Raw genomic sequence first — 16,113 nt, 5'->3', positions numbered from 1 at the left:
GGGCTCGAGGGAAGCCCGCCGTCAGGACGGGCAGGCCTCGTCCCGGTCCGGGAGCGCGGAGAGCCCCCGGACCGGGGAGCGGACAGGGATCCGCCGGACGGGGTGCTGGGGCCTGTCCGGCTGGGCAATGGGCAGCCCAGACGCCGTCCGCCGCAGGGGGTCTCCCCGCCCGAAGGCGGGGGAAGCCTCGTCAGGGCTCCCTCCGGCCGAAGGCCGGGAAAGAGCCGTTCCTCATCCGCCGGAAGGGCGTTACGCGTTGCTCGCCGCGACCCAGCGGTCCAGCGCGATCCTGGCCGCGCCCGAGTCGATGGCCTCGGCGGCGCGGTTGATGCCGTCGGCGATCTGGACCTCCAGGGTGGCGGATCCGGGGTCGAGGGCGACCAGGGCGGCGGCCGAGTTGAGCAGGACCGCGTCGCGGACCGGACCGCGCTCGCCCGCCAGCAGCCGGCGGGCGACCTCGGCGTTGTAGGCGGCGTCCGCGCCGCGCAGGGCCTCGACGGGGACCAGCGGGATCCCGACGTCACGGGGGTCGAACGCGACCTGGTCGACCTTGCCGTCCCGGACCACCCACACCTGGGAGGTCGCGGTGGTGGTCAGCTCGTCCAGCCCGTCGTCGCCGCGGAAGACCAGCGCGGAGGAGCCGCGCTCGGCCAGCACACCCGCCATGATCGGCGCCATCCGGGCGTCGGCGACCCCGGTGGCCTGGGCGCGGACCCGGGCCGGGTTGGTGAGCGGGCCGAGGAAGTTGAACGTGGTCTGGGCGCCGAGCTCCCTGCGGGCCTTGGCCGCGTACCGCAGCGCGGGGTGGAACTTCACCGCGAAACAGAACGTGATGCCCGCTTCCTCGGCGACCTCCACGACCCGCTGCGGGGTGAGCTCCAGATTGACCCCGAGCCGCTCCAGCACGTCGGACGAGCCGCTCTGGGACGACGCGGCGCGGTTGCCGTGCTTGACGACCTTGGCGCCGGTGCCCGCCACGACGATCGCCGACATGGTGGAGATGTTCACCGTCCTGGCGAGGTCACCGCCGGTGCCGACGATGTCCACCGTCCGGCCCGGCACCTCGATGATGTTGGCGTGCGCGTACATCGCCCGGACCAGGCCCGACATCTCGTCGACGGTCTCGCCCTTGGAGCGCAGCGCGATGGCGAAGCCGGCGATCTGCACGTCGGTCGCCTCGCCGGTCATGATCTGGTCCATCGCCCAGGCGGTGTCGTCGGCCGTCAGGTCATGGCCGCGCAGCAGCTGGTTCAGTACGCCCGGCCATGAGTGGTTCGCCGAGCTGTCGCCGCCTGCCGGGGTCACAACGCTCATGGTCCACACTCCTGGTGGTCGGGTCGATACTGCGTGCCCAAGCCTATCGGGGGCGGGGCACGGCGAAGGGCCCCGTCCATGTCATGGACGGGGCCCTTCGAGGTTGCCGTCAGCCGGCGCGAGGGATCAGCGGACGATCAGCGGTGGCCGTGGCCACTGGTGATCTCCGCGTGCTCCTCGGGGGTCGGCTTGGGGATCTGGCTGGCCTCGCCGTAGAAGCCGTGCGACAGCTTGGTGCGCAGCTTCGTGATCGGGCCGATCTTGCGTTCCACGCCGTTCTCGTCGACCTCGGGGCCGGCTTCGAGCGGCTTCGGCTGGTCGTGCGCGGTGAGCGTGTGCAGCGCCTCCTGGGAGAGCTGCTCGTGCACCTCGATGAACTCACCGTGCGGCAGCCGCTTGATCAGGCCGGTCTCGCGACCGTGCAGGACCTTGTCGCGGTCGCGGCGCTGGAGGCCGAGGCAGATCCGCTTCGTCGCGATGAACACGAGCACCGGGAGCACGAAGAACCCGATGCGCACGACCCAGGTGATCTGGTTGAGCGACAGGTGGAAGTGCGTCGCCCAGAGGTCGTTGCCGCCACCGACGAGCAGGATGCCGTACCAGCTCAGCCAGGCCGCGCCGAAGCCGGTGCGGACCGGGTGGTTGCGCGGCCGGTCCAGCAGGTGGTGCTCCCGCTTGTCCCCGGTGACCCAGGACTCGACGAACGGGTAGATCGCGATCGCGACGAGTACCAGCGGGAAGATCATCAGCGGGATGAACACACCCAGGGCCAGGGTGTGGCCCCATGCGTTGATCTCCCAGCCCGGCATGACACGGATCAGGCCCTCGGAGAAGCCCATGTACCAGTCGGGCTGGGCGCCGGTGGACACCTGGTCCGGCCGGTAGGGGCCCATCGCCCAGATCGGGTTGATCGACGCGATCGAGGCGACCGCCGCGATGACACCGAAGACCAGGAAGAAGAAGCCGCCCGCCTTCGCCATGTACACCGGCAGCAGCGGCATGCCGACGACGTTCTTCTCCGTCTTGCCGGCACCCGGGAACTGGGTGTGCTTGTGGTAGAAGACCAGGATCAGGTGGGCCACCAGCAGACCGGCCATGATGCCCGGCAGCAGCAGGATGTGCACCGAGTAGAAGCGCGGTACGAAGTCGGTGCCGGGGAACTCCCCGCCGAACATGAAGAACGACAGGTACGTGCCCACGACCGGCATGGACAGCACCGCGCCGTCCATGAACCGGACACCGGTGCCCGACAGCAGGTCGTCCGGCAGCGAGTAACCGGTGAACCCGGTGAACATGCCGAGGACCAGCAGCAGGAAGCCGAAGAGCCAGTTGACCTCGCGGGGCTTGCGGAACGCACCCGTGAAGAACACGCGCATCATGTGCACGAGCATCGCGGCCACGAAGATCAGTGCGGCCCAGTGGTGGATCTGGCGGACCAGCAGACCGCCGCGCACCTCGAAGCTGATGTGCATCGTCGACGCGAACGCGTCGGACATGCGCTGGCCCTGCAGCGGGGCGTAGGGGCCGTCGTAGACGACCTCGGCCATGCTGGGGTGGAAGAACAGCGTCAGATACACACCCGTGAGGATGAGGATGATGAAGCTGTAGAGGCAGATCTCACCGAGCATGAAGGACCAGTGGTCCGGGAAGATCTTGCGCATGTTGGCCTTGGCCAGGCCGTAGATGCCGAGACGGCCATCCGCCCAGTCGGCGACCCGCTCGCCGGCGGGGGCTTTGCCCCGGCGCTGCGAGTTTTCAGCAGTGGTACTCATCCGCGCTCCCAGAAGCTCGGGCCGACGGGCTCCGTGAAGTCGCCGAGGGCGATGAGGTTGCCCTCCTCGTTCACGCTGATCCGCAGCTGCGGAAGGGCGTGACCGGCAGGGCCGAAGATGACCCGGGCGCCGTCGGACAGGTCGAACGTCGACTGGTGGCACGGGCAGAGGACGTGGTGCGTCTGCTGCTCGTAGAGGCTGATCGGGCAGCCGACGTGCGTGCAGATCTTGGAGAACGCGACGATGCCCTCGTGGGCCCAGTCACGCTCCCGCTTGTCCTTGATGTCGTTCGGCTCGAGCCGGATGATCATCAGGGCGGCCTTGGCGATCTCCTTCTGGAACCGCTCCTGGTTCTCCTCCAGGCCCTCGGGCATGGCGAAGGTGAGCGATCCGACGGGAACGTCCTCGGGCCGGAGCGGCTTGTTGGTGTTCTGGTTGATCAGTACCTTGCCCTTGGACCACAGGGTGTGCCGGAGCTTGTCGCCCGGCAGCGGTCCCAGGTCACGCAGGAGCACGACACCGGAGAGCGGCACCAGGGCCAGCGCGCCGAACATCGTGTTGCGGATCAGCTTCCGGCGGCCGAAGCCGCTCTCCTTCGCGCCCTGCGCGAAGTCGGCCAGCACCTGGGCCTTGACCTCGGGCTCGGCCGAAATCGGGTGACGCTCGGCGGCGTGCTCCTCGTCGGACATCAGCGTGCGGGCCCAGTGGACCGCGCCGGCGCCGATACAGAAGAGGGCAAGACCCAGCGTCAGGCCGAGCGAGAAGTTCAGCGCACTGACGTGGCCGAACGGGAAGACGTAGATGATCTTGTCGACGGGGAAGACCACGAAACAGGCGATGAAGCCGATCGTGGACAGCATCGACAGGAGGAAGAGGAACGCGATGGTGCGTTCCGAGCTCTTCGCGGCACGCTCGTCGATGTCCTGACGGCGGTGCTCGTGGGGCGGAAGGCCGGGGTCGGCGAACGCGTTCTCTCCGCGGACGGCCGGCACGTCGCCCCCGTGAGCGTGTGACGGCTCACTCGGCAGGTTCTCTTCTGACTCTGACATGTCCTGACTCATGACTTCTTGGCCTTCGTGGTCCGGGCCGCAACCCAGATGGCGACAGCGATCATGGCTCCGAGGCCGAAGACCCAGGCGAACAGACCCTCCGAAACCGGTCCGATGCCTCCGAGCTCAAGGCCACCGGGGCTGGGGGTCTTTTCGCCGTTCACGGCGTCGAGGTACGCGATGATGTCCGCCTTCGCGTCCTCCGGCATCGTGGTGTCGGGGAAGGACGGCATGCTCTGCGGGCCGCTCTGCATGGCCTCGTAGATGTGCTTGGGGTCCACGTCCTCCAGGCTGGGCGCGTACTTGCCGTTGGTCAACGCACCGCCCTTGCCTGTGAAGTTGTGGCACTGCGCGCAGTTCGTGCGGAACAGCTCCCCGCCCCTGGCGGCGTCCGCGCCGTCCGGGCTGTACTGCTCCTTGGTGGGTACCGAGGGACCCGGGCCCAGCGAGGCGATGTACGCGGCGAGCTGGTCGATCTGGGCCTGCGTGTAGATGTTCTTCTTCTTCGGGATCTGCGATCCCGGCTGCTGGGCCGGCATGCGGCCGGTGCCCACCTGGAAGTCGACGGCTGCGGCGCCGACGCCCACCAGGCTCGGGCCGTCGTTCTTACTTCCCTGGCCGGACGTGCCGTGGCAGCTGGAGCAGCCGACGGCGTACAGCTTCTTGCCCTCTTCGATCGCGAGGGACTGGGCTGTGTCGTCAGCCTGCGCCTTCTGCGCCGGCGCGAACGCGGCGTACAGCCCCCCGGTGGCCGCGAGCGCGAGAAGTAGGACGACAAGCGCCGCCAGCGGATGGCGCCGTCGTGCGGAGAGCTTTTTCACGGATTACCCCGGTCAGGATCTGTGTCGATGCTTCTGTCTGTGTCTGTCTGCACGTCGTTCCGGCCCGTGGCCGGCCCGCCGGTTACTTGATCAGGTAGATCGTGGCAAAGAGGCCGATCCAGACGACATCGACGAAGTGCCAGTAGTAGGACACGACGATGGCCGCCGTGGCCTGCTCGTGAGTGAACCTCTTGGCCGCGTACGTTCTGCCGAGAACCAGCAGGAACGCGATCAGACCACCTGTCACGTGCATCCCGTGGAAGCCGGTCGTGAGGTAGAACACCGATCCGTACGGGTCGGACGACAGCGAGAGGCCGTCGTTCTTGACCAGTTCGGTGTACTCGAAGATCTGGCCACCGATGAAGATCGCGCCCATCACGAACGTGAGCATGAACCACGCGCGGAGCTTCTTCACGTCGCCGCGCTCGGCGGCGAACACGCCGAGCTGGCAGGTGAGGGAGGAGAGCACGAGGATCGTCGTGTTCGTCGCCGAGAACGGAACGTTCAACGCCGACGCGTGTTCCTTCCAGAACTCGGCACCCGTCACCGAGCGAAGGGTGAAGTACATCGCGAAGAGGGCCGCGAAGAACATCAGCTCGGAACTCAGCCAGATGATGGTTCCGACGCTGGTGAGGTTCGGCCGGTTGACCGACGGGTGCGCGTGCCCGGTATCTACTGCTGTTGCTGTCGCCACGTCCGACATTATGTCGGTCCCTTATCTCGCGCTCACTCCGGGGGGTGCCATTCGGTGTGTCCGGCCCCGCAGGAGACCCGCGTGGCCTACCGAAGCCGTCCCTCGAAGGAGGGATGACGGAGCATCGGACGGATCTTGTCCTGGGCCGAAGGCTCCTCGCGGAGCTGTTCACGGGAGTAGCATCCGAGCCGCTTGACGACGGACTCGACGACGATTCCTCGACGATCAGGAGGCACGATGCGGGCGACTGCCACGGTGCTGGTCTACAGCGACGACGCGAACACCCGGGAGCAGGTCCGGCTCGCCGTCGGGCGCAGGCCGGCGCCCGACCTGCCGCCGGTCGAATTCCTGGAGTGCGCGACACTGCCGGCCGTCCTCACGGAGTTGGAACGGGGCGGCATCGACGCCTGCGTCTTCGACGGTGAGGCGGCTCCCGCGGGGGGCATGGGCGTGTGCCGGCAGGTGAAGGACGAGATCTTCCAGGCGCCGCCGGTGCTGGTGCTGATCGGCCGGCCGCAGGACGCGTGGCTGGCCACCTGGAGCCGGGCCGAGGCGGCGGTTACGCACCCCGTCGACCCGGTGGCGCTCGCGCAGGCCCTGGCCGGGCTGCTGCGCAAGCGCCTCGCGGTGACCGCACCGGCGTAGCCGGACCGGTCAGACCTCGGGACGGAGCCGGGCGGGGGCGGCGGTGTTCTGCACCGCCGCCGCCTTGCCCGGGCTGCCCAGCGCGCTGCCCTTCTTCCACTCGGACCAGTTCAGGTTCCAGTCGCCGAAGCCGTTGTCGAACGGAGTCATCGTCGAGCCCGCGCTGTTGACGACCTGGACGACGTCGCCCATGCGCACCTGGTCGAAGAACCAGTGCGCGTTCTCGGTGCTCATCCCGGTGCAGCCGTGGCTGACGTTGTCGACCCCCTGCGAGCCCTCCGACCAGGGCGCCGCGTGCACGTACTCGCCGCTCCAGGTCACCCGGGTGGCCCAGTAGACGGGAAGGTCGTACCCCTCCGAGCTGCCGGCGGCTATGCCGATGCTCTCGCTCTGCATCCGGACGAAGCTCTCCTTGCCCAGGACGACCTTGACGCCGTTGCGGGTGGAGAACCCGGGCTTGCCGGTGGTCACGGGTATCGTGCGGACGACGCTGCCGTTGCGCTTGAACGTCATCTCGTGGGAGCCCGCGTCCGTTATCGCCTCGACCCGGTCACCGGTCGTGAGCGTCAGCGGCTTGGAGGCTCCGCCGTGGAGGCTGTCCGTGACGCGGACGCCGTCCAGGGTGCTGCGGACCTCGATCTTCGCGTGGGCGGGCCAGAAGGTCTCAGGCCGGTAGTGCAGCGTGCGGTCGTCCACCCAGTACCAGGAGCCGACGGCGGCCTCCGGACTGGCGGTGACCTGCAGGTTCTGCTCGACCTTGGCGCGTGCCGCGGGGTCCTTGACGGGCACGGTCAGCATGGCGGTGACGGGCTGTCCGACGCCGTAGGTGCCGGTGTCAGGGCCGAAGGTGACCCGGAGCAGGCTGTCGGAGGCCTTCGTGTCGAATCCGACGGTCTCCCGGCCGGGACGCCCGGCGCTGTCCTCGGTGCTCACCCGGACCGTGTAGTGGGCTCCTGCGGCCAGCGGGGCGGTGCTGTGCCAACGTATGCCGTCCGGGGAGAGTTCGCCCCTGACGTAGCGTCCTGCGGCGTCCGTGGCCGTGACGTCGGTGATCCGGCCGTCGTCCTTGGCGGTGATCTCCAGGGGCTTGTTCGGGTCCACCTTGCCGCCGTCGGCGAGACTGTAGGAGACCTCGCCCGCCGCGTCGTAGGGAGAGGCGGCCAGCGGATCCCCGCCGTCACCGCCGCATGAGGTCAGCCCCACCGCGAGAGGGGCTACGAGAAGCGCGTATCGCATCGCCGTCCGGCGTGTCGAGAAGTGACTCATGGTCACAAGGTATGAAGATTCGCCCGGATCGGCGCGTTGAGCGCATGCGAACGGGCTGGGCCCGGACACCGTGCGGTGTCCGGGCCCAGCCCGTGATGTGTCGCGGCGGTCGCCCGCCGGTCCTACTGTGTCTGGTTCTCACCGCGGTAGTACTCGAACACCCAGCCGTACAGGCCGATGAGGAGCATCGGGGCGGAGAAGTACAGCAGCCACCAGCCGAAGATCACACCGAGGAACGCCAGCGCGCCGCCGATGGCGAGCGAGAGCGGCTGCCAGCTGTGCGGGCTGAAGAAGCCCACCTCGCCGGCGTCGTCCGCGACGTCCGCGTTCTCGTTGTCCTGGGCTCCGGTGTCCGCCCGGCGGGCGGTGAAGGCCAGGTAGAACCCGATCATCACGCTGAGGCCGAAGGCAAGGAACAGCGCCGTGGTGCCGGCGGGCTCCTTGGACCAGTAGCCGTAGACGATGGCCGAGGCGAGGATGAAGACCGCCAGGCCGAGGAACATCTTGCCTTGGACCCTCACAGCTGCTTCCCCTTCTCCTCGTGCTCCTCGCCACCGGCGACGAGGGCGCCGCGCTCAGGGTCGAGGTTCTGCTCGAGCTCCATCGCGGAGATCTCCGGGTGGTGCAGGTCGAACGCCGGCGACTCGGACCGGATACGCGGCAGCGTGAGGAAATTGTGCCGCGGCGGCGGGCAGGAGGTCGCCCATTCGAGGGAACGGCCGTAGCCCCACGGGTCGTCGACCTCGACCTTCTTGCCGTACTTGGCGGTCTTCCACACGTTGTAGAAGAACGGCAGCATCGACAGGCCGAGCAGGAACGAACTGATGGTCGAGATGGTGTTCAGCGTGGTGAACCCGTCGGCCGCCAGGTAGTCCGCGTAACGGCGCGGCATGCCCTCGACACCCAGCCAGTGCTGGATCAGGAACGTGCCGTGGAAGCCGAAGAACAGCGTCCAGAAGGTGATCTTGCCGAGCCGCTCGTCCAGCATCTTGCCGGTGAACTTCGGCCACCAGAAGTGGAAGCCGGAGAACATCGCGAAGACCACGGTCCCGAAGATCACGTAGTGGAAGTGCGCCACCACGAAGTACGAGTCCGAGACGTGGAAGTCCAGCGGCGGCGCCGCCAGGATCACACCGGTCAGACCACCGAACGCGAAGGTGATCAGGAAGCCGACGGCCCACAGCATCGGGGTCTCGAAACTCAGTGACCCCTTCCACATCGTGCCGATCCAGTTGAAGAACTTCACCCCGGTCGGGACCGCGATGAGGAACGTCATGAACGAGAAGAACGGCAGCAGCACACCGCCGGTGACGTACATGTGGTGCGCCCAGACGGTGACCGACAGGCCGGCGATGGAGATCGTCGCGCCGATCAGGCCGACGTAGCCGAACATCGGCTTGCGGCTGAACACCGGGATCACTTCGCTGATGATGCCGAAGAACGGCAACGCGATGATGTACACCTCTGGATGCCCGAAGAACCAGAACAGGTGTTGCCATAGCAACGCCCCGCCGTTGGCGGCATCGAAGACGTGCGCCCCGAACTTCCGGTCGGCCTCCAGGGCGAACAGCGCGGCGGCGAGCACCGGGAAGGCCAGCAGGACCAGCACACCGGTCAGCAGGACGTTCCAGACGAAGATCGGCATGCGGAACATCGTCATGCCGGGTGCGCGCATGCAGATGATCGTGGTGATGAAGTTGACCGAACCGAGGATCGTGCCGAAACCGGAGAAGGCCAGACCCATGATCCACATGTCGGCGCCGACGCCCGGGGACCGGACCGCGTCCGACAGCGGGGAGTACGCGAACCAGCCGAAGTCGGCCGCGCCCGCCGGCGTCAGGAAGCCGGCCACCGCGATCAGCGAGCCGAACAGGTAGAGCCAGTAGGCGAACATGTTCAGCCGCGGGAACGCCACGTCGGGCGCGCCGATCTGCAGCGGCATGATCCAGTTCGCGAAGCCCGCGAAGAGCGGCGTCGCGAACATCAGCAGCATCACGGTGCCGTGCATCGTGAACGCCTGGTTGAACTGCTCGTTCGACATGATCTGGGTGCCCGGGCGGGCCAGTTCGGCGCGCATGAGCAGCGCCATGATCCCGCCGAGGATGAAGAAGAAGAACGAGGTGATCAGGTACATCGTCCCGATCGTCTTGTGGTCGGTGGTGGTGAGCCACTTGATGACCACGGCGCCGGGCTGTGCCCGCTTCACCGGCAACTCGTCCTCGTACGACTCGCCGATGGCGGCCGCGCCCTGATGGGGTTCGTTGAGAATGCTCATGTGGTCTTGGGCTCCGCATTCTTGGCGTTGCCCGTGGTGGCAATGCCCGCCGGGAGGTAACCGGTCTGGCCCTTCTTCGCCAGATCCTGCAGGTGCTGCTGGTACTGCTCCGGGGAGACGACCTTCACGTTGAAGAGCATCCGGGAGTGGTCCATGCCGCACAGTTCCGCGCACTTGCCCAGGAAGGTGCCCTCCTTGCTCGGGGTCACCTCGAAGACGTTGGTGTGGCCCGGGATGACGTCCATCTTCATGAGGAACGGCACCACCCAGAACGAGTGGATGACGTCGCGCGAGGTGAGGACGAATCGCACCGTCTCGCCCTTCGGCAGCCAGAGCGTCGGACCGGGGTTACCGGTGTCCTGGTTCTTCGTGGCGGGAGTGCCGAAGTCGTAGACGCCCTCGGCACCCACCGGGAACTTCAGCTTGTCGACGGGGATCTGCTCGAGCTCCTTGGGAGCCACCGCAGGGGACGACTTGTTGCCGTCCACGTCCTCGACGTAGTTGAAGGCCCAGCTCCACTGCATGCCGACCACGTTCACCACGTGGTCCGGCTTTTCTGAGGTCGCCAGAAGCTTGGATTCGTCACGCGCGGTGAAGTAGAAGAACACCGCGATGATGATGATCGGGACCACGGTGTACAGCGCCTCGATGGGCATGTTGTACCGGGTCTGCGGAGGAACCTCGACCTTCGTCCGGCTTCGCCGGTGGAAGATCACACTCCAGATGATCAAACCCCAGACAAGTACACCGGTCGCCAGCGCGGCGGCCCAGGAGCCCTGCCAGAGCGCCAGGATCCGGGGGGCTTGTTCCGTAGCGGGGCTGGGCATGCCAAGGCGGGGGTATTCACAACCGGTAGCGGTCACAAGGACCAGCGCCGCGGCCAGCGCCTGCGGCAGCTTCCGCCGCACCGGGCGCCGCGACGAGCGGTCGGAGCCGTTGGGACTCACGTAGCGCCTTCCCGAGAGTCTCGCCCACGCGTCCGGGTGCCCGGCCGTCAGCTGGTCGGTCGGCCCTGGCGCGGGCAGGTAGGTGTGGATGTTTATGCGGACCAAACCCTACTGGACGCTATTTGGGGTCGCGCGGGGAGGGGGTCCAACGCGCCGGGGCACTTCCCGAAGGGATGGACCGGCATGCTCCGCATGCCGCCTGACGGCCCGCCGGGCGACAGGCGTAGCGTGCCGGGCGTGTCCTACTTCGATGCGGCTTCGGCCGCTCCCCTGCACCCCGTCGCCCGCCAGGCGCTGGTAGCCGCGCTGGACGAGGGGTGGGCGGATCCGGCCCGCCTGTACCGCGAGGGGCGGCGCGCCCGGCTGCTGTTGGACGCCTCCCGCGAGGCGGCCGCCGAAGCGGTGGGCTGCCGTCCCGACGAACTGGTTTTCACTCCTTCGGGAACCCGTGCCGTTCACACGGGCGTGTCAGGAGCCATGGCGGGACGGCGGCGGACGGGGCGTCACCTCGTGGTGTCGGCCGTCGAGCACTCGTCGGTACTCCATGCGGCCGAGGCGTACGAGGCCACCCAGGTCGGGGTGGACCGTACGGGGCGGGTGGACGCCGCCGCGTTCGCCGCCGCGCTGCGGCCGGACACGGCACTGGCCTGCCTGCAGTCCGCCAACCACGAGGTGGGTACGGTCCAGCCGGTCGCCGAGGCCGCCGAGCTCTGCCGGGAGGCGGGGGTGCCGCTGCTGGTGGACGCGGCGCAGTCGCTGGCCTGGGGGCCGGTGGAGGGCGGCTGGTCGCTGCTCACCGCCAGCGCCCACAAATGGGGCGGACCGCCCGGGGTCGGGCTGCTCGCGGTCCGCAAGGGCGTGCGCTTCGCCGCTCAGGGCCCCACGGACGAACGGGAGTCGGGACGCTCCCCCGGCTTCGAGAACCTGCCGGCCATCGTGGCCGCGGCGGCGTCGCTGCGCGCCGTGCGGGAGGAGGCCGCGGCCGAAGGGGCGCGGCTGTCGGAGCTGGTCGGCCGGATCCGCTCCCGGGTGCCGGTACTCGTCCCCGATGTGGAGGTCGTCGGCCATCCCACGCTGCGGCTCCCGCACCTCGTGACGTTCTCCTGCCTCTACGTCGACGGGGAAGCGCTGCTCGGCGGGCTCGACCGCGCGGGCTTCTCGGTCTCCTCCGGCTCGTCCTGCACCTCCAGCACCCTGACCCCGAGCCATGTGCTGCGCGCGATGGGCGTCCTGTCGGAGGGGAACGTCCGGGTGTCACTGCCGCCGGGCACTCCTGCGGAGGACGTCGAGCGGTTCCTCGGCGTGCTGCCGGAGGTCGTCCGCTCGGTCCGCGACCAGCTCGGCGCCCCGGCCTCCCCCACCGCGGACACCTCCGCCCCGCCGGCCGAGGTCGCCGGTGCCCCCGACGAGCCCGCGCTGACGGTCGACTCGCTCGGCAAGCGCTGCCCGATCCCGGTCATCGAGCTCGCCAAGGTCATCGGCGATGTGCCGGTGGGCGCGGTGATCTCCGTGCTGTCCGACGACGAGGCGGCGCGGCTGGACATCCCCGCGTGGTGCCAGATGCGGGACCAGGAGTACGTCGGCGAGCGCGCGGCGGAGCGGGGTACGGCGTACCTGGTGCGGCGCAGAACGTGAGAAAGATGGCCTCGAGCTCCCCCGGACTCCGTCCGGGAGGTACCCCCAGGCCGGGCTGAAGGAATCAGCCCGGCCGGCGATCGAGGGAACGAAAGGGTCAGGCCAGGTGGGTCTTGACCTCGGCGGCGGCCTCGTGGCCGTAGGCCTTGGTGAAGCGGTCCATGAAGTGGCCGCGGCGCAGCTCGTACTCCTGGGTGCCGAGCGTCTCGATGACGAGGGTCGCCAGCATGCAGCCGAGCTGGGCGGAGCGCTCCAGCGACAGGTTCCAGTCCAGGCCCGCCAGGAAGCCGGCGCGGAACGCGTCGCCGACGCCGGTCGGGTCGACCTTCGCCTCTTCCTCGGCGCAGCCGACCTCGATCACCGGCTGGCCGACCCGCTCGATGCGGACGCCCTGCGCGCCGAGGGTGGTGATGCGGGTGCCGACCTTGGCGAGGATCTCTTCGCCGGTCCAGCCCGTCTTCGACTCGATGAGCGCCTTCTCGTACTCATTGGTGAAGAGGTACGTGGCGCCGTCCACGAGGAGGCGGATGTCCTCGCCGTCCATGCGGGCGAGCTGCTGCGAGGGGTCGGCCGCGAACGGGATGCCACGGCTGCGGCACTCCTGGGTGTGCCGGATCATCGCCTCGGGGTCGTCCGCGCCGATGAGGACCAGGTCCAGGCCGCCCACCCGGTCGGCGATCGGCTGCAGCTCGATCTGCCGGGCCTCGCTCATCGCGCCGGTGTAGAAGGACGCGATCTGGTTGTGGTCGGTGTCCGTGGTGCAGACGAAGCGCGCGGTGTGCAGCACCTCGGAGATGCGGACGGACGCGGTGTCGACGCCGTGCCGGTCCAGCCAGGCGCGGTACTCGGCGAAGTCGGAGCCCGCCGCGCCCACGAGGACCGGCCGGAGGCCGAGCACGCCCATGCCGAAGCAGATGTTCGGAGCGACTCCGCCGCGCCGGACATCGAGGTTGTCGACGAGGAAGGAGAGCGAGACCGTGTGCAGCTGGTCCGCGACCAGCTGGTCGGCGAAGCGGCCGGGGAAGGTCATCAGGTGATCGGTGGCGATGGATCCGGTGACAGCGATACGCACGACTGAATGCTCCTGCGGGGGCGGCGGCGAAGGTCGGCAAGGGCCGGAAGGAGGCCCTGGGCAACACGGAAAAGGCACAGCCATCGTATGGGGTGCGCCGCCGCGACCGGGAACCGACCACCGGACACGGAGAAACTACCCGATAGTAGGGCTTACCCCTACCTGATCAAGTGCCTAGGGTCGAAGACATGGCTTCTACTGCGTCCCCACTGCCCCCCGTCGTCGAACCTGAATCCCGCTCCGAATCGCTCGCCGAACTGCTCGGCGACTGCCGTCGGATGGCGCCGCACTGGACGGTTCCCGCCCATGCGGCCCCACCGGTGGCCGCTCCGTCGAGCCTGCACGGAATCACCGTGCCGCTCGCGTCCGCGCACGTCGTGGACGGTATGGCGGAGTACGGCGCCTGATCCCGGCCGGTCGCGGAACCGCGCGGTGGGAACCGCGCGGGCTCCGGCTCCGTCACAGCTGCATCTGACGGTACGGAGCCGAGGGAGCAGCACGGTGAGCACCGAACGTAACGACGACACGATGGAGCATCCCGTCCCCCGCCGCCGCCTCAGGTCACCACTGGCCGTCGCCGCGATGGCCGCGGCGGTCCTGGTGGCTGGCGGCGGCGGGGCCTACTGGGCGACGGCGAACGCGGGCAGCAGCGCCCTCGACAAGAGCGAGAGCAAGGCACCCGCGCCACTGGCGCTGGACGGCGCCAGGACCGGGGTGGCAGCCGGCACGGACAGCGGCGCGGCGGCCCCCGCCGGGGCGCAGTACCAGGTCACGAAGCCGCTGCCGGCCGGTCCGAAGGAGGCACCGGTCCACCGGCCGCACGGGGACGTGACGCAGGCGGCCGTCGAGAAGCTGGCGAAGGCGCTGGATGTGCCCGGCCCCGTCAAGCTCGACCACGATTTCTGGCGGGCGGGCGGCACCCCGGACGGCAGCGGGCCGTTCCTGCAGGTCAACCGGTCGGGCGAGGGCAACTGGTCGTACTCCCGGCTCGGCCCGATCGCCAAGTGCTACCGCACCACGCCGATGAAGCCGGGGGTGCCGAGTGCTCCCAGCGCCGGCGGTCCCGACTCCCCGGTCTGCACCGGCCCGCCGGTCGCCTCGGCCGACGGCGCGGGCGGTACCTCGACGTCGTCCTCCGGGCCGGCCGGCACGAGTGACGGCGCGGTCTCCGAGGACCGGGCGAAGCAGGCCGCGGCGCCCGCCCTGGCCGCTCTCGGACTGACCGGAGCCGCGGTGGACGCGAGTGAGACCGCCGGCGCGGTGCGCATGGTGAACGCCGACCCGGTGGTGGGCGGGCTGCCGACGCACGGCTGGCGCACCACCCTGCGGATCGGCGCGGACGGGCAGCTGAGCGGCGGCTACGGTCTGCTGGCGGCCCTCGACAAGGGCGACCAGTACCCGGTGATCGACGCGGCGCAGGCCCTGAAGCAGCTGGAGACCGGCGGAGCCGGCAGCACGGACCACGGGGTCGGCGGCACCTGCCCGGCACCGCTCCCGAAGGCGCCGACGGCGCCGAGCGACGACAAGACGCTGCCGCAGTCGATGCCGTGTGTGCCGGCCGCCGAGCAGAAGCTGGAGGTCCGCGGCGTCACGTTCGGGCTGTCGGCCCAGTTCGTCTCGGGCGCGCGGGCACTGGTGCCGTCCTGGCTGTTCGACGTGGCACAGGCCGGAGTGGTGAAGGCGCACACGGTGGCACAGCCCGCCGTCGAGGCGCGCTACATCCAGCAGACGGCGCCGGGCACGGGACTGCCGAGTGAGCCGGGCGGTCCGGGTACGACCGCGCCGACGCAGCCCGCCGACCCCGGGCAGCCCGCCGACCCGAACGCGCCCAAGAAGCAGAAGGCCGTCTCGTACACCGTGCGCGGCAACGTCCTGGAGCTGCACTTCTGGGCCGGTGTCTGCTCCACCTACGCGGCGACCGCCGAGGAGTCCGACGCGGCGGTGACCGTGCGGATCACGGGGATGCACGACCCGGCCGTGCGGGGGATGTGCATCATGATCGCGAAGGACACCACCAGGACCGTGCAGCTGGCCAAGCCGCTCGGTGACCGCAAGGTCGTCGACCTGTACGACGGCACCGTCGTGCCGCTGCGGAAGTAGCCGGACAGGTTCCGGGCGGACCGGTTCCCAGCGGTCCGCGGAACGACGAAGGCGGCGGTCACCCTCTCGGGTGGCCGCCGCCTTCGCGTGCGATCAGTGGAACGAATCGCCGCAGGCGCAGGAGCCGGTGGCGTTCGGGTTGTCGATCGTGAAGCCCTGCTTCTCGATCGTGTCCACGAAGTCGATGGAGGCGCCGCCCAGGTACGGGGCGCTCATGCGGTCGGTGACGACCTTCACACCGTCGAAGTCCTTCACGACATCGCCGTCGAGCGAACGCTCGTCGAAGAACAGCTGGTAGCGCAGACCGGAGCAGCCACCGGGCTGAACGGCGACACGCAGCGCCAGGTCCTCGCGGCCTTCCTGCTCGAGCAAGCCCTTGACCTTGGCCGCGGCGGAATCCGACAGGAGAAGTCCGTCGTTCGCGGTGGTCTCGTCCTGAACCGTCATCTGCTTCACTCCCGGGTTGTTCGGACTGCTGCCACCGACTGGTAACCGATGACCCCCCGGATTCATTCCGGGTCCG

15 protein-coding genes are annotated in these 16,113 nt (G+C 69.1%); 4 read left to right on the top strand and 11 right to left on the bottom strand.

The window, feature by feature from the left end:
- Positions 1–249: 249 nt before the first annotated feature.
- The 5 genes from trpD to G3I60_RS31940 form a co-directional block, all read right to left on the bottom strand.
- Entirely contained in the window at positions 250–1,314 is a 1,065-nt protein-coding gene (trpD, locus tag G3I60_RS31960; protein WP_138356194.1) for an anthranilate phosphoribosyltransferase, read from the bottom strand.
- A gap of 137 nt (positions 1,315–1,451) precedes the next feature.
- Positions 1,452–3,086: a cytochrome bc complex cytochrome b subunit gene (locus G3I60_RS31955; protein WP_164296230.1), complete on the bottom strand. Its 1,635-nt coding sequence runs from the start codon at positions 3,084–3,086 to the stop codon at positions 1,452–1,454.
- The gene (locus tag G3I60_RS31950) at positions 3,083–4,135 is read right to left on the bottom strand and encodes a ubiquinol-cytochrome c reductase iron-sulfur subunit (RefSeq protein ID WP_232484789.1); all 1,053 of its coding nucleotides are present in this window, start codon (positions 4,133–4,135) and stop codon (positions 3,083–3,085) included. The genes G3I60_RS31955 and G3I60_RS31950 overlap by 4 nt, the downstream gene beginning before the upstream one ends.
- 8 nt (positions 4,136–4,143) lie before the next feature.
- Positions 4,144–4,956, bottom strand: a complete 813-nt coding sequence (locus G3I60_RS31945) for a c-type cytochrome (RefSeq protein WP_164296228.1) — start codon at positions 4,954–4,956, stop codon at positions 4,144–4,146.
- A gap of 82 nt (positions 4,957–5,038) precedes the next feature.
- Positions 5,039–5,659, bottom strand: a complete 621-nt coding sequence (locus G3I60_RS31940; protein WP_138356198.1) for a heme-copper oxidase subunit III — start codon at positions 5,657–5,659, stop codon at positions 5,039–5,041.
- Between the two features lie 228 nt (positions 5,660–5,887).
- On the opposite strand from G3I60_RS31940, the gene G3I60_RS31935 reads away from it, so the two are divergent.
- Positions 5,888–6,295 carry a hypothetical protein gene (locus tag G3I60_RS31935; protein ID WP_138356199.1) on the top strand — a complete coding sequence of 136 codons (408 nt, stop codon included), beginning with the start codon at positions 5,888–5,890 and terminating at the stop codon, positions 6,293–6,295.
- 9 nt (positions 6,296–6,304) lie between these two features.
- On the opposite strand, the gene G3I60_RS31930 is transcribed toward G3I60_RS31935, so the two are convergent.
- The 4 genes from G3I60_RS31930 to coxB all read right to left on the bottom strand — a co-directional run bounded on the left by G3I60_RS31930 (position 6,305) and on the right by coxB (position 10,783).
- Positions 6,305–7,561 carry an Ig-like domain-containing protein gene (locus tag G3I60_RS31930; RefSeq protein WP_138356200.1) on the bottom strand — a complete coding sequence of 419 codons (1,257 nt, stop codon included), beginning with the start codon at positions 7,559–7,561 and terminating at the stop codon, positions 6,305–6,307.
- A 122-nt stretch (positions 7,562–7,683) separates the two neighbouring features.
- A complete protein-coding gene (locus tag G3I60_RS31925; RefSeq protein ID WP_138356201.1) occupies positions 7,684–8,082 on the bottom strand; it encodes a cytochrome c oxidase subunit 4 in 399 nt (132 codons plus the stop codon).
- On the bottom strand, positions 8,079–9,836 hold the full coding sequence (ctaD, locus tag G3I60_RS31920; protein WP_138356202.1) for a cytochrome c oxidase subunit I: 1,758 nt from the start codon (positions 9,834–9,836) through the stop codon (positions 8,079–8,081). Before ctaD ends, G3I60_RS31925 begins: the two co-directional genes overlap by 4 nt.
- A complete protein-coding gene (gene coxB, locus G3I60_RS31915) occupies positions 9,833–10,783 on the bottom strand; it encodes a cytochrome c oxidase subunit II (protein ID WP_138356203.1) in 951 nt (316 codons plus the stop codon). Before coxB ends, ctaD begins: the two co-directional genes overlap by 4 nt.
- 237 nt (positions 10,784–11,020) lie before the next feature.
- Between coxB and G3I60_RS31910 the strand changes: the two genes are divergently transcribed.
- Positions 11,021–12,418, top strand: coding sequence for a cysteine desulfurase/sulfurtransferase TusA family protein (locus G3I60_RS31910; RefSeq protein WP_164296226.1), 1,398 nt, complete (start codon positions 11,021–11,023; stop codon positions 12,416–12,418).
- Between the two features lie 97 nt (positions 12,419–12,515).
- Here the strand turns inward: G3I60_RS31910 and G3I60_RS31905 are convergent, their stop codons facing one another.
- Positions 12,516–13,490, bottom strand: a complete 975-nt coding sequence (locus tag G3I60_RS31905) for a carbohydrate kinase family protein (protein ID WP_138356205.1) — start codon at positions 13,488–13,490, stop codon at positions 12,516–12,518.
- A gap of 188 nt (positions 13,491–13,678) precedes the next feature.
- Between G3I60_RS31905 and G3I60_RS31900 the strand changes: the two genes are divergently transcribed.
- Complete coding sequence (locus tag G3I60_RS31900; protein WP_164296225.1) at positions 13,679–13,897, top strand: hypothetical protein; 219 nt, start codon at positions 13,679–13,681, stop codon at positions 13,895–13,897.
- Positions 13,898–13,991: 94 nt separating this feature from the next.
- The gene (locus G3I60_RS31895) at positions 13,992–15,590 is read left to right on the top strand and encodes a hypothetical protein (RefSeq protein WP_164296223.1); all 1,599 of its coding nucleotides are present in this window, start codon (positions 13,992–13,994) and stop codon (positions 15,588–15,590) included.
- Between the two features lie 93 nt (positions 15,591–15,683).
- Here the strand turns inward: G3I60_RS31895 and G3I60_RS31890 are convergent, their stop codons facing one another.
- Positions 15,684–16,037, bottom strand: a complete 354-nt coding sequence (locus G3I60_RS31890) for an iron-sulfur cluster assembly accessory protein (protein ID WP_138356207.1) — start codon at positions 16,035–16,037, stop codon at positions 15,684–15,686.
- Positions 16,038–16,113: the final 76 nt, after the last annotated feature.

This window comes from Streptomyces sp. SID13666 (assembly GCF_010548325.1).
GTDB classification, from domain to species: Bacteria; Actinomycetota; Actinomycetes; order Streptomycetales; family Streptomycetaceae; genus Actinacidiphila; species Actinacidiphila fildesensis.
Note: the sequence above shows the minus strand (reverse complement) of the source record. Positions and strands in the feature narration are given on the sequence as shown.

Excerpts from the sequence above, each read along its gene's own strand:
- trpD (WP_138356194.1), bottom strand. The coding sequence starts at position 1,314 with ATGAGCGTTGTGACCCCGGCAGGCGGCGACAGCTCGGCGAACCACTCA.
- G3I60_RS31950 (WP_232484789.1), bottom strand. The coding sequence starts at position 4,135 with ATGTCAGAGTCAGAAGAGAACCTGCCGAGTGAGCCGTCACACGCTCAC.
- G3I60_RS31930 (WP_138356200.1), bottom strand. The coding sequence starts at position 7,561 with ATGAGTCACTTCTCGACACGCCGGACGGCGATGCGATACGCGCTTCTC.
- G3I60_RS31890 (WP_138356207.1), bottom strand. The coding sequence starts at position 16,037 with ATGACGGTTCAGGACGAGACCACCGCGAACGACGGACTTCTCCTGTCG.
- G3I60_RS31900 (WP_164296225.1), top strand. The coding sequence starts at position 13,679 with ATGGCTTCTACTGCGTCCCCACTGCCCCCCGTCGTCGAACCTGAATCC.
- G3I60_RS31935 (WP_138356199.1), top strand. The coding sequence starts at position 5,888 with ATGCGGGCGACTGCCACGGTGCTGGTCTACAGCGACGACGCGAACACC.
- ctaD (WP_138356202.1), bottom strand. The coding sequence starts at position 9,836 with ATGAGCATTCTCAACGAACCCCATCAGGGCGCGGCCGCCATCGGCGAG.
- G3I60_RS31940 (WP_138356198.1), bottom strand. The coding sequence starts at position 5,659 with ATGTCGGACGTGGCGACAGCAACAGCAGTAGATACCGGGCACGCGCAC.
- G3I60_RS31955 (WP_164296230.1), bottom strand. The coding sequence starts at position 3,086 with ATGAGTACCACTGCTGAAAACTCGCAGCGCCGGGGCAAAGCCCCCGCC.